This is a genomic window from Enterococcus sp. DIV0236, from assembly GCF_050558525.1.
In the GTDB taxonomy this organism is placed as follows: Bacteria; Bacillota; Bacilli; order Lactobacillales; family Enterococcaceae; genus Enterococcus; species Enterococcus faecalis.
In genome coordinates, this window is record NZ_CP187891.1 from 1889252 (window position 1) to 1903340 (window position 14089).

Annotated in this window: 7 protein-coding genes; 2 read left to right on the forward strand and 5 right to left on the reverse strand. The window is 36.3% G+C overall.

Features of this window, described 5'->3' with window-relative positions; genetic code table 11:
- Positions 1 to 183: 183 nt before the first annotated feature.
- The 4 genes from IGK27_RS09105 to rseP all read right to left on the reverse strand — a co-directional run bounded on the left by IGK27_RS09105 (position 184) and on the right by rseP (position 9516).
- A complete protein-coding gene (locus IGK27_RS09105; protein WP_002356790.1) occupies positions 184 to 1641 on the reverse strand; it encodes an amino acid permease in 1458 nt (485 codons plus the stop codon).
- A gap of 210 nt (positions 1642 to 1851) precedes the next feature.
- Complete coding sequence (locus IGK27_RS09110; protein ID WP_002381593.1) at positions 1852 to 6207, reverse strand: PolC-type DNA polymerase III; 4356 nt, start codon at positions 6205 to 6207, stop codon at positions 1852 to 1854.
- Between the two features lie 250 nt (positions 6208 to 6457).
- Complete coding sequence (locus IGK27_RS09115) at positions 6458 to 8176, reverse strand: proline--tRNA ligase (RefSeq protein WP_016627385.1); 1719 nt, start codon at positions 8174 to 8176, stop codon at positions 6458 to 6460.
- A 71-nt stretch (positions 8177 to 8247) separates the two neighbouring features.
- Entirely contained in the window at positions 8248 to 9516 is a 1269-nt protein-coding gene (gene rseP, locus IGK27_RS09120; protein WP_002362168.1) for an RIP metalloprotease RseP, read from the reverse strand.
- A gap of 415 nt (positions 9517 to 9931) precedes the next feature.
- On the opposite strand from rseP, the gene IGK27_RS09125 reads away from it, so the two are divergent.
- Both IGK27_RS09125 and IGK27_RS09130 read left to right on the forward strand, forming a co-directional pair.
- Positions 9932 to 10711, forward strand: a complete 780-nt coding sequence (locus IGK27_RS09125; RefSeq protein WP_002359767.1) for an SDR family oxidoreductase — start codon at positions 9932 to 9934, stop codon at positions 10709 to 10711.
- 84 nt (positions 10712 to 10795) lie between these two features.
- The gene (locus IGK27_RS09130) at positions 10796 to 11398 is read left to right on the forward strand and encodes a YczE/YyaS/YitT family protein (protein WP_002413691.1); all 603 of its coding nucleotides are present in this window, start codon (positions 10796 to 10798) and stop codon (positions 11396 to 11398) included.
- A gap of 384 nt (positions 11399 to 11782) precedes the next feature.
- Here the strand turns inward: IGK27_RS09130 and IGK27_RS09135 are convergent, their stop codons facing one another.
- Positions 11783 to 13552 carry an AIPR family protein gene (locus IGK27_RS09135; RefSeq protein WP_201789457.1) on the reverse strand — a complete coding sequence of 590 codons (1770 nt, stop codon included), beginning with the start codon at positions 13550 to 13552 and terminating at the stop codon, positions 11783 to 11785.
- Between the last annotated feature and the right edge of the window lie 537 nt (positions 13553 to 14089).

Below are 14089 nucleotides of genomic sequence, written 5' to 3' on the forward strand. Positions count from 1 at the left end.
TTTAATGATAGATACTTTTAGTATACAGGAGAAATTCTTCTGATTTTCTCATATTTTTAAGAGACAATAGAAATTTTAGAGAAAAATCGACAGAAAAAAAAACGTGAGATAAACAGTCCTATTGACCATTTATCTCACGTAAAATACTTAAACTGACTATTTTATCCTTGGACATGTAACCAATTATTCTGCTGAATCAATTGGCAAAATCGTGTCTTTTTTCTCGCGACGTGCAATTGCTGGTAAAATCATTCCTAATAGAATTAAGACGATTGGTGTCACAATGTTAGAAGCTAATTGGAACAACCAGCCTTGAGGGTCTGAAGCATACTCAAATTTAGGCACCATTCCTAGGATACAAGCAAAGGCTGTAAATAGGAAACACCAAAGACCAAACACAAAACCAATTTTAGGATTTTTAACAAATTTATATTCTGAATTAAATTGTTTGTATGCTTTGTTTAGAAGCATATAGGCAAAGAAGACCCATAAGTAACGCATTGGCATAACTACAGAATTTAAGTTAGTTAGCCATTTAACCACTTCGTTCATGTCCTTCAACCCAAACATTGGTAAAGCGATAATAATACTTACTAAAATACCTGTTAATAAGTAACCATTAATTAACGTACCTTTTTTCGTACGTTTACGTAACCAACTTGGAACAAATTCTGGATCTGCTTCAGCTAAAAGAATTTTCAGTGGAGCATCAATTGAAAAGGCTAACGCAGCCACTTGACCCACTGTATTCGTTAACGCATAAACAATCATTAAGAGATTACCGACACCATAATACGCGCCTAATTTTTGGAAGGCACTATAGGCACCATTTGCCATTAAATCTTTAGGAATATTGTCACTTGAGAATAACATTCCCATTGCAAATGAACCTAAAACAGCCGATAAACCAACCATTGCTGCTAGGAAAATCATTCCTTTAGGGAACTCTTTGGCTGGATTTTTAGTTGCATTTACGTAAGGAGAAATTTTTTCAGCGCCACCTACCGCAAAAACTAACATTGATACGGTTGTAAAATAACTAAAGTCAAATTTAGGAATATAGGTGCTGACTTGTGACATGTTTGGCGTCGCAAATTCAACCGTTGAATTAATAAATGGTGCGCCTACCGCTAATAAAATGAATAAAATAGACATCACAAACATGGCGGTTCCAGCTAAACCACCAATAACTTTTAAGGTGGTTAACCCTTTTGTTGATAATAACAAGAAAACCAAGAAAATTATTAATGAAATAAATGATACCGTTACAATTGGCATCGTATTGACTAAGTTTCCATTCCCTTGAACTGCCCAACCTAAGGCAATTAAAATTGCTTGTGGTTTTTGTGCCAAGTAAGGAATGTGCACTACCCAATAAGTCCATGCTGCATAATAGGCTAGACGTTTAGTACTGGTATTTTGCACCCACGAACTAACCCCACCATTACTGTCTTTAAATGTTGAACCTAACTGTCCTACGATTAACGCATAGGGAATAAAATATAAAACTAAAATCAAAAGCCATGAAGTGACTACTGAAATCCCTTGTTGTGCATAATTATTCACAACATTTCCAAGACCCCAGACCATGTTAAAGGCAATTAACCCGACGGTAAACCATCGTAATTGCTTTTTGTCCATATAACCAATTCCTTTCTTATTAAAAAAATAAAGCTCTTCATTTATCATAAGCATTTTACTTTTTATGCACAAGCTCAACATAATTAAATAAAGATGGCTTTTTAATAAGTAATTAAAACGCTTCTAGCAATGATTTTCTAATTTGTTTGATGACTAAAAAAGGCCGGTGAATAAGTTGCTTCACCAGCCTTTTTCTAAGAGATTTTTCTTTTATAACATATCAAATAATGATAATTGGTTTTCATCTGGCAAGTCTTTTAAGACACCATTTTCATTCATGTATTCAATTAACGTTTTAGAAACTTTGCCTCGTGTTGCCAAATCTTCTTTCGATAAGAACGGTTGCTCTTCTCGCGCAGCAACAATGGCTTTCGCTACGTTGAGGCCTAAACTTGGCACTGCTCGGAAAGGTGCAATCAAGGTATCCCCTTCAATCACAAAATTTTCAGCATCTGATTTGTACAAATCAATCATGCCAAATTTATAGCCCCGTTCCAACATTTCATTACATAATTCTAAAACCGTTAATAAGTTTTTCTCTTTAGTGGAGGCGTCCATCCCTTTGTCCGTAATTTCTTTCATTCGTGCTTTCACAGCTTCTTTCCCTTGTGACATTGCCACTAAGTCGAAGTCATCCGCCCGAACGGAGAAAAACGCACAGTAATATAAGATTGGGAAATAAACTTTAAAGTAAGCGACCCGCAATGCCATTAATACGTATGCTGCCGCATGGGCTTTCGGGAACATATATTTAATTTTAGAACAAGAATCAATATACCAGTCAGGGACGTTGTTTTCTTTCATCGCATTTAAATACGTATCCCGTAGTTCATCAGGAATCTTATTCCATTGTCCTTTACGTACCGTTTCCATAATCTTAAAGGCCATCCCACTGTCCAAACCAGCATGAATTAAATAAACCATGATATCATCCCGACAACCAATTACTTCAGCAAGATTGGCTTCGCCACGGCGAATCAATTCTTCTGCATTCCCTAGCCACACATCGGTTCCGTGAGACAGTCCAGAAATTTGAAGTAATTCTGCAAAAGTTGATGGATGGGTCTGTTCTAACATACCTCGAACGAAACGTGTCCCAAATTCAGGAATTCCTAAAGTTCCTGTTTTAGAATAAATTTGCTCTGCATCCACACCTAGAACATCAGGTCCTTCAAAAATACGCATCACTTCTGGATCGTCTGTTGGGATGGTTTTTGGCTCAATCCCAGATAAATCTTGTAACATCCGAATCACGGTTGGATCATCATGTCCCAGAATATCAAGTTTTAAAATATTATCGTGAATGGAATGGAAATCAAAGTGCGTCGTTTTCCATTCTGCCTCTTGATCATCAGCAGGGTATTGAATTGGCGTAAAGTCATAAACATCCATGTAATCAGGAATTACAATAATACCGCCGGGATGCTGTCCAGTCGTCCGTTTAACCCCTGTTGAACCTTTGGCTAAGCGATCAATTTCAGCACCACGCAAATGTAAATTATGATCTCTTTCATATCCTTTAACAAAGCCATACGCTGTTTTGTCGGCTACTGTACCAATGGTTCCTGCCCGGTAGACATATTCTTCACCAAAAAGAACTTTCGTGTAGTTATGGGCTTCGGCTTGATAATCGCCAGAAAAGTTCAAATCGATATCGGGAACTTTGTCGCCATGGAACCCTAAGAACGTTTCAAAAGGAATGTCGTGACCATCTTTAAACAATCGAGCACCACATTTTGGACAGGCTTTTTCAGGCATATCAAACCCTGAACCATAGGAACCATCTTCATAGAACTCAGAATATTGACACTCAGGACAATAATAATGTGGCGCTAAAGGATTTACTTCAGTAATCCCTGTCATTGTCGCAACAAAACTCGAACCGACAGAGCCCCGTGAACCGACTAAATAGCCGTCTTCATTACTTTTATGCACCAGTTTTTGAGAAATTAAATAAATGACCGAGAAACCATTCCCGTTAATCGAATTCAGTTCCTTTTCTAACCGTTTTTCGACAATTTCTGGTAAAGGATCGCCATACAATTCGCGCGCACGATTGTAGCTTAAATCAGTGATCTCTTGTTCAGACCCAGGAATTTTTGGCGTATACAAATCGTCTTTTACTGGAATAACTTCTTCACATAAATCAGCGACTTTGTTGGGATTTTCTACTACAATTCGCTTAGCGACGTCTTGTCCTAAAAATTGAAATTCCGTTAACATTTCATCGGTGGTTCTGAAATGAACCTTTGGTAAACTATGGCGATTTAACGGATTAGCGCCACCCATAGACCCGACTAAAATTTTCCGATAGATAGCATCTTCTTCATTTAAATAATGAACATTTCCAGTGGCGACAACCAGCTTGCCAAGTTCGTCACCGATTTTCACTAGATTACTAATAATTTCTTCCAAATCTGCTTCATTTTTCACCAATTCTTGTTCAATTAATGGCGCGTAAACTGGTTTGGGCATAACTTCAATATAATCGTAGAATTTGGCACGATTTTTTGCTTCTTCGACACCTTTTTGCATCATTGCTTCAAAAATTTCGCCGTTTGAACATGCGGAACCAATTAAAAGCCCTTCTCTTAACTTCGATAATTGCGAACGAGGAATCCGTGGTACTCGGAAAAAATAATCTACATTGGACATGGAAATCAATTTAAAAAGATTTTTTAATCCTGCTTGAGTTGTTGCTAAAATCGTTGCATGGAAAGGTCGAGCTCGTTTGTATGAGTCTCCTTCGCCAATATGACGATTCAAATCATCATGGAAATGCATATCATGATTCTCTTTCGCTTCTTTTAAGAAAATCCAGCACAAATGACCTGTTGATTCCGAGTCATAGATGGCGCGGTGATGTTGTTCTAAGTTGACGCCAAATTTTTTCGATAAGGTATTTAGACGATGGCTTTTGAAATGTGGATACAAGAATCTGGATAATTCTAATGTATCGATGACGGGATTAGCCGCTTCAGGTATTCCATGTTTGCCATAACTTGTATTTAAGAACCCCATATCAAAAGAAGCGTTGTGGGCCACTAAAATAGTTCCTTCTGAAAACTCTTTAAACATGCGTAAAACTTCTTCTTCGGATTTTGAACCGCGCACCATTTCATCTGTAATCCCAGTTAAATTGATCGTTGTTTGAGATAATGGATGGCCAGGATCAATAAATTGCTCAAAAGTCTCAATGACATTTCCTTTGTGCATTTTGACAGCGGCCAATTCAATAATTGTATCATAAACAGCGGAAAGCCCCGTTGTTTCCACGTCAAAGACCACATAGGTAGCATCTGTTAATTCAATATGTTCTTCGTTGTAAGCAATAGGTACACCATCATCAACAATATTGGCTTCCACGCCGTATAAAATTTTAACGCCTGCTTTTTTACCTGCAGCATGGGCATCAGGAAACGCTTGGGCTCCGCCATGATCCGTAATTGCGATGGCCTTGTGCCCCCATTTCCCCGCTTGCGCCACCAAGTCACCGACTTTATTGGTCGCATCCATTGTACTCATGTTACTATGCATGTGTAATTCTACACGTTTTTCACCTTCTGGCGCGTAGTCTTTTCTTGGCGCATGGGCGACTTCCATCAAATCTTGGGCATTCATGACTAAATCACGCATGAAGGTATCTTCTTGTACACTACCACGAACACGAATCCAACTTTGCGGTTGAATCGCATCAAAAACTTGTTCATCTTTTTCCCCATTCGAAAATTTCTTCACCACGAAAGAGGAAGTATAATCAGTAATTTTCAAAATTAAAATTTTTCGTTTAGAACGCAATTCACGCACTTCTTTATCAAAAATAAAGCCTTCAATCGTTATCCGACGTTCTTCTTCCAGTATATTTCCCATTGGCATAATGGGTTCATCATTGGGAATATTCCGACCTAAACGAATTGGACCATCAAACGCAGGCGCTTGTTGTTGTTTTTCTTTTTTCATTTGTTCATGTTTAACAAGCGATTCAGCAGCTTGTTGTTGAAAGGCTGCGGCTTGTTCTAATTTTTGCTCTTCAAACTTTTTCAGCACTTCTGCAGCTTGCTGTTGATCCATTTTTGGTTCAATATGAAATTTAGGAAACCCGTAAGAGAAATAAAGTTCCTCAATAATTGGTAAATATTGTTGCTTCAAATAAGGAATAACTGCTTCATTGTCAACAGGTAAGATAATTTTCCGATCTTCGAATTGTGGTGTCTGTGTTTTTAAGACTTTCTGAACTAACGGCGTATTGCATTGACTATTTAACAAGGCCAACTGCCAATAATCCGTTAATTGTTCCTCTGTAAATGTTGTCTGATTTGTGGTTATTTGAACGGAAACCTGCGCAATTTGTTGAAAAGCTAGTTCCAATTGTTGCATAAATGTTTGATATAGCATCACTGGCATCAATTCATCAAAACTTAAATGAAATTCCCATAAGCGACTTTGTTGGTGAACAATGACCTTGTCAATCCGGCCATTTTGAATTAAGGGATGTTCTTTCGCTGTGTCATCTAACTGAATTTGCGTCATCAGTTTATCAAATAAATCGCGTGCTTTTTCTGTCACAAAATGAACCTCCTTCTATCATTGAAAAAAGGCCCTCAGACAAATCTGTCAAGTGCCTTTTTTCGGTTTCTCTGCATTCGCTTCTCTATTAAGTATACTCGTTTTTTGTAAAAAAACAATCTTGTTTCTTTTCTAAAAAGAGCTAAGAAGAGCTTGAAGCAAAAATCACTTTAGATTTTTGCTTCAAGCTTAAACGCTGATAAGTGGCGGAAACAGTTTATCCTAATCATTCTGTCCGCCCTTTTCATTATTATTCCACTTCTGATGTTGTGTTCATCAAAATAGAAAGTGTGCTTTCTAATTCTTCTTTGCGTACTTCCAACATTTCACCAGTACGTTTGATTTTGACTTCTACCACACCATCGACTGCTTTTTTACCGACTGTGATACGGATTGGACAACCAATTAAATCAGCATCAGCAAATTTTACGCCTGCGCGCTCATTGCGGTCATCAACTAATACTTCGTAGCCCGCTTCGGTCATCATTGCTTCAACTTCTTGTGATAGTTTTGTTTGGTACTCATCTTTCACATTCATTTGGACCACGTGTAAATCAAATGGCGCAATTCCTGTTGGCCAATTAATACCGCGCTCGTCTGCATTTTGTTCAACGATTGCTGAAAGTAAACGACTAACGCCGATGCCATAGCAACCCATGATCACTGATTTTTCACGACCGTTTTCATCTAAAACTGTTGCGCCCATAGCATCACTGTAACGCGTTCCTAATTTGAAGATATGACCAATTTCGATTCCTTTGGTAAAGGCTAAGACACCATTGCCATCAGGAGAAGGATCGCCTTCTTGAACAAAGCGTAAATCTTCGTAACTAATTGGTTGGAAATCACGATCTGGATTTACATTTGTCAAATGATAGCCATCTTCGTTAGCTCCAACAATGGCGTTGGCTAAATCTTGAACAGCTAAATCTGCATAAATTTTAACATCTTCGGAAACATTGACTGGACCAATTGAACCAAAGCCAGCTCCTAAGACACGGCGAGCATCTTCTTCTGTTGCTTCATCTAGGAAATCAGCGCCTAAGAAGTTTTTCAATTTGACATCATTGACATCATGATCGCCACGAACCAAGACCATTACTGGCTCTTCATCGGCAATAAATAGTACTGATTTAATAATTCGTTGTGGCTCAACTTCAAAGAAGTTTGCCACTTCGGCAATTGTACCCACTTCTGGTGTTGCAATTTTTTCTAAATCTAATTGTGTTTCATGTGATTTTTTCGGCGTATAAAGACTTGTTGCCATTTCTAAATTGGCAGCATAATCACTTTCTGTTGAATAGCAAATAGTATCTTCCCCAATTTCAGAAATCGCCATAAATTCTTTAGAATCTTTACCACCCATGGCACCACCGTCCCCAATAATGGCACGGAATTCTAGTCCACAGCGTTCAAAAATGCGTGAGTAAGCTTTTTCGTAATCACGGTATGATTGATCTAAACTAGCTTCATCGGCATGAAAAGAATAGCCATCTTTCATGATAAATTCACGGCCTCTTAATAAGCCAGAACGAGGGCGTTTTTCATCACGATATTTTGTTTGAATTTGGTATAAATTCAAAGGTAATCGTTTGTAAGAATTGATTTCATCACGAATTAATTCTGTGAAGGTTTCTTCATGCGTTGGGCCTAAGATATAGTCACGTTCATTGCGATCTTTTAAGCGATACAAGTTAGGTCCATAAGTTTCATAACGGCCTGATTCTTTCCAAAGTTCTGCGGGTAATAACGCAGGCATTAACATTTCAACTGCATCAATTTTCTCAAATTCTTCTCGCATAATCGTTTTTAATTTTTCTAAAACACGATTGGCTAAAGGTAAATAAGAATAGATCCCTGCAGCGACTTGACGAATATAGCCTGCGCGCAACAGAATTTGATGACTTAAGACTTCTGCATCATTTGGTACTTCTCTTAACGTTGGAATTAACATTTTTGACTGTTTCATTAAAACTCTCCTCTATTTTAAAATCAACTATTTTTGATTTCTTTACACACTTTTTTACTTAAACTTTCTCCTTAAAAGAAAAAGCGTTGAATATCGTTCCAAGTAACTAACACCATTAACACCATGACAAACCCAAAGCCAATTAACGTAATGATGCCTTCTTTTTCAGGACTAATTGGTTTTCCACGTACACCTTCAATAATGTTTAAGACAATTTTCCCGCCATCTAAAGCTGGGATCGGCAACAAATTAATAATCCCTAAGTTCATTGACAACATGGCCATTAAGAATACAACTGTACTTACTCCAGCATTGGATGCTTCTTCCGATAACTTAAACATCATGACTGGCCCACCTAGTTTGTTTAAACTAAAGCCTGTGAATAGTGAGCCGAGTGCTTTAAAAATCTGTGTCGTACTATTTAAAGTATCCTGAATACCGCCCATCAATTTTGACGGTAAATCGGTTTTCATATAAGGATAAACGCCGACTTTACCAATCGTTTGTTTTTCCACTTTTTGTTTTTCTGGTGTCACTGTTAGTTGCTCTTCTTTGCCGTTACGCTCAACTACGAACGTTAACGGCTTTTCGGGGTTCTTCTGCACAATGGTTGTAAAATCTTCGTATTTTTTGATTTTTTGATTATTAATCGATAAGACTTTATCATTTTCTTTCAACCCAGCTTCTGCGGCTGGGCCATTAGGAATCACTTGTCCAATTTGATTCGTGTTTAAATCAGTAACGCCTCCTTGTAGAAAGACCGCTAACGTAAACAGAATAAACCCTAAGATAAAGTTATTCATGGGTCCCGCAAAGTTCGTCAAAATGCGTTGCGATAATTTCGCTGATTGAAATTGAACGTCAAGTGGCGCAATCCGCACCTCGGTTCCATCACTTTCAATAATCGTTGCATCATGGTCAACTTTATAAACGGTTTCTTCTTCCTCGTTTCCATTGACATAGCCCTTGATGAATAATTCTTTTTCAAGATCAAAATCAACGACTTCCATCGGAATACTATGAGGTAATTGTACTTTTTTACTTGTATTAATTTTAACCACATTACCCACGGCATTTAACTCAACAGATAGAGGCATACCTGGTGTGATTTCTGTCATGTCTTCGCCCATCCCAGCCATTCGCACATAGCCACCAATCGGCAATAAGCGAATCGTATAAGTGGTGCCATCTTTTCCACGATGCGCAAAAATCTTTGGTCCCATTCCGATTGCAAACTCACGAACTAAAATACCCGCTCGTTTTGCAAAATAAAAGTGGCCAAATTCATGTACGAGGACAAGAATACCGAAGACAATAATGAATGTGATAATTGTTTTCATAGATGTCCTTCTTCCTTCATTCACTGACGTTCAGTGCTTTTTATTATTACATGGGAAAGTCTCGTAAAACTTGCTCTGTTCCCTTCCCGATAAACCAGTGCAACTGTTTACTGAGAACAGTCGCCACTGTTAGTGAACAAATCTTTCCTTATGTAAGACAAGTTTTATTTTAGCATATTCAGTCATAAATAACCATTGGACTTGACCACTTCGCCTAGATATTTTGTGTTTTTTTAGAAAACTCTATAAATGAGAGGAATTGATTACTACGACCAGTATTTTTTTAAAGACCTTCAACAATAGTAGCTAACTTTAGAGCCTAAACTTTTCCGACAGTTTGTCGTATTTTATCAACACGCTGATTGACATGTGCTACCATGAAAGTATTAATAGTAATTTTAGGGGGAATGAATCAATGTATGGAGAATTACATGGTAAAGTGGCCGTTGTCACTGGTGCAGCTACGGGTTTAGGATTATTTATTACTCTGCGTTATATCTTAGAGGGCATGAATGTTGTTGCTGACTATGTCGGTGAGCTGCCTAAAGAATTTGAAGATGTCCAAGCCAAGCACGCAGACCGCGTAAAATTCGTGAAGGCTGATGTCTCTAATGAAGAAGATATTAAAGCGTTAGCTGAAACCGCTTTAAAAGAGTTTGGTCATGTTGACATTTGGGTAAATAACGCCGGTGTGGAGGCTTCTTTTCCGACAATTGATATGCCATTAAAAGAATGGCAACGTGTCATTGATGTCAATTTAAACGGTGTCTTTTTGGGTTCTAGAGAGGCACTCCGAATATTTAGAGATCAAAAAATCAAAGGGTCAATCATTAATATGTCCTCCGTTCACCAAAGAATTCCTTGGCCAACGTTCGCCCACTATGCGGCAAGTAAAGGCGCAACCGAAATGTTCACGAAAACAATCGCTTTGGAATATGCGGAATATGGTATTCGTGCCAACTGTATTGCACCTGGAGCGATTAACACACCTATTAATGCTGAAAAATTTTCCGATCCCGAACAGTTAAAACAAACAACGAGCATGGTTCCTATGGGCATTATTGGTAAACCAAATCAAGTAGCTGCTGCGGCCGCTTGGTTAGCTTCTGATGAATCCTCATACGTAACCGGAACAACACTCTTTGTAGATGGCGGGATGTCTCTATACCCTTCGTTCCAACACGGAGCTGGTTAAAAAGTAGTCTGCAACAAAATTCTCTATGAATTTTTGTTGCAGACTTTGTACTATCACACACAAAATCTATTCAGGAGGCTTACCATGAAACTAGTCAAAAATGTTCTTTTAATTTTAATTGGTTTAGTTATTATCGGGATTGGCGCATCCACTTTAAGAGTGGCAGGTTTAGGAGTTGATCCTTTCACTGCTATGAATATCGGACTTTCTTCGATGTTTGGTATGCAATTAGGCATTTTTCAAATTATTGTCAATGCGTTTATTTTATTCTATGTCCATTTAAAAAACAAAAAAGCCATTGGTCTGGGAACTATTTTAAATATGCTTTTAGTAGGGATTTTGATTCAACAGATTTCTACTTGGCTTCAACCTTACGCCGATAGTTTAGGAGGCTCAACAATTGGCAAACTACTTTCTTTATTCGTCGGAGTCCTGATTTTTACATTTGGCTGCGCCTTATACATGGCTACAGATCAAGGCGAATCCCCCTATGATGCGATTGCGCCAACCATCTGTCAACAAATCAACAAACCTTACGCTTCTGTTCGAAAAGCACAAGATTTGTTGGTCCTATTAATTGGCTTTATTGCTGGTGGTCCAATTGGGATTGGTACAATTATTTGTGCATTTGGTGCTGGTCCACTCATTAGTTTCTGGAACAAGTTACTTCAACCTTTAGTAAAATAATTTTTTAACTAAAATATAAGAAAAAGCGATGACTCCATAGAGATTTTCTTCTCGAGTCATCGCTTTTTTATTTGTGCTTCTTTGAAGAAGCATGATTAGTATGTTTCTTGTTTGGCTTTCCGTTGTTATTTTGGTTGATTATTTGTTGGTAGAGTGAAAAACTAGCTGACAGAGCCTTTCATATTGGAAACGACTTCTCAACCAGTGTCATTAACTATCAAACCAAGTTTTTAAGAGTTCTTATAGTAGTTTAGAGACTCAATATTTATCAATGATTATCAAATTAGGATGGGAAAAATCTGGTCAATTTAGATATGTTATTGGGAACAATGAAAAGAGCTAGATGACTAGTTCTTTTTTTTATCTAATATCGGTGTACACATTTTATTTAGATAGACTTTTTTCAATGAAAGAAAGTAACCAATCTGTTGTTTCTTTTCTCTCAAATAGCTTCCTATCTTTCAAAATTTCATCTATATCAATGTCGTCATACTGTTCTTTAAGGCAGGCATTAATTATTTCTATTGCTTTATCAAAAATTTTATTTGCTTGATCTTCCTTTAACATTATTTTTTCAATAATTTCACTATTTTGATTATTACTCTTGTCTATTTTATTGCTAAGATTAGTTTTTTCACAGCAAATATACTTAGCCAACATAATTATATGCCATCTAGCTCTTCTATATGCTCGATCATGATTATTCAAGACATATCGTTCTGCTCTATACCAAGTTAAACCACTAGTATAATAAACATTTAGCAAACCGAAATCTTTGCTATCATCAAACAACAGCCCTCTAGTTTTCTTTTCTACTTTACCATATTGTCCTGATACCTCATGTGGCAAATTCAAAAACATAGCTGAAGTCGATTTTATCTGAAATGGAATATTTATTATTTTAGTTTTAGGAATATTCTCATCTCTATATTGTTCTGTTCTTCTTTCATAAAATAACTCAAAACTATTTTCTGTTTTTTTAGATTTATAATATTCTTCAATGGCTTTTTGTATTGGCGCTAACGCAGCTAATTGTTCAGGCTTTAATGTTGTCTGACTATTGGTTGCTTTGATAATACTATTTTTTGTTTCTTCATCATTAGTAGCAATAAACCTTGCTGGAATATAAACATCTTCTTTATCTTCTAACTCATCAATTAACTCAAAAATTACATTACTTGTTTGACAACCATTTACCACTTGGTAATTTATTAGAGTTAATTCTTCTGAGTTCAAATTTACTTCATCACCAATAATTGTTATCCCATTATTTAGTATTCCAAATAGATAGCTATCTGTGCCAAGTAACTGTTCTCTCATACTATGATTGACTTCTATTTTTTCTTCTGAACCTAAATAATAACGTATATTGTCATCAAATATCCCTTTTCTTAGAATGCGTTTTCCAGAAACTTCATCAGTTAAAATGTTAATAAAATCTTCCAGCTTTATTAAACCATAGTATCCATTTTTAATTTTACCACTTTTATCTTTAGGATATGTAACTGGAGTTTTAGTCATGTTAACAACAATTTCAAGATCTGAATTACTTTTTTTGTGTAAATTCATAATTTCTTTTAAGCCCCAAAATTGTGGATGTGATACCTTACTAAACATACCTAAATTTTCTAAATCTTCTATCTTTAAATCTATTTCTGCTTTCAAGTGAATATCTTCAGAATTTATTTCTTTTGGAGATAAGCTAGCAAAAATAGTGTGTAATTTAGGAGTTTCTTTAAACTTAGTTGCTTTTGTATAAATATATTTAGCAGTCTCCCAAAATTCTTTCAATTCAGGTATTTCACATTTTTCAAAATTGAAAAAACGTCGAATACCTGTTAAAAAATCACCTATCTCAGTCCTATTAAAATTATTTTCAGTTTTTGATTGGCTAAAATAAAATTCAACATCAATTTTTTTCAAGCTTTCCAATACATCATCTACATCTTCTGGACTCTTAACAAATCTATCAGCAACAAAAATTGCAATCCCATCGATACCGAAAGCTGTCTTAGTTTCCATATCATAAAAACTTGCACTTGGATCATTACCATATAAAGTTAGAATTATATCATTTATATATTTCTCAAATAAATCATGCTTATCTTTAGCTTTAGAATTAGATATTTCATATTTATCAATAAAATCGTTCAAATAAGTGTTAATAATTGGATTCTTAATCTCTGTCTTATTTCCTATCTAAACTTAAACTCCTCTTTACTATTTTTTATTCGATTCCAATTATATCAAAGCAATATATTTGTTTCAACTAAGGTCAATAGCACAATTTAAATTATATGAAACATTTGTAGGTCTGTTTCATCTGCAATACCTCCCACAACTATGTATTACTTTTTAAGTATTTTCAGCCAAAAACTATTTTTTCGTTTCATTTTGTTTCATGTATCAAAACTTATTAACCTTTTACAAAAGTCAAAAAAAGAGTACCCAAGTGAGCACTGTAGCTCATTTAAAGGGTACCCTTAGTACGGTCACAAAACAACGTGTTGGGGGTTTTCTATCCTATTCATTCAATTCCTTGTATCATTCTACCAAAGATATGATTAGCTTGAGTTGGTTGTCTATCAATTAGAGTAAGAATGTACTCCGTTTCCAGCGGCTCTTCTAAGCTTACTATTATCCATTCCCCCACCTTCTACTGAACAGATAGGCTGATTTGCTTTCAGATGT

Coding starts and splice junctions, on each gene's coding strand:
- IGK27_RS09105 (WP_002356790.1), bottom strand. CDS start 1,641: ATGGACAAAAAGCAATTACGATGGTTTACCGTCGGGTTAATTGCCTTT.
- IGK27_RS09115 (WP_016627385.1), bottom strand. CDS start 8,176: ATGAAACAGTCAAAAATGTTAATTCCAACGTTAAGAGAAGTACCAAAT.
- rseP (WP_002362168.1), bottom strand. CDS start 9,516: ATGAAAACAATTATCACATTCATTATTGTCTTCGGTATTCTTGTCCTC.
- IGK27_RS09125 (WP_002359767.1), top strand. CDS start 9,932: ATGTATGGAGAATTACATGGTAAAGTGGCCGTTGTCACTGGTGCAGCT.
- IGK27_RS09130 (WP_002413691.1), top strand. CDS start 10,796: ATGAAACTAGTCAAAAATGTTCTTTTAATTTTAATTGGTTTAGTTATT.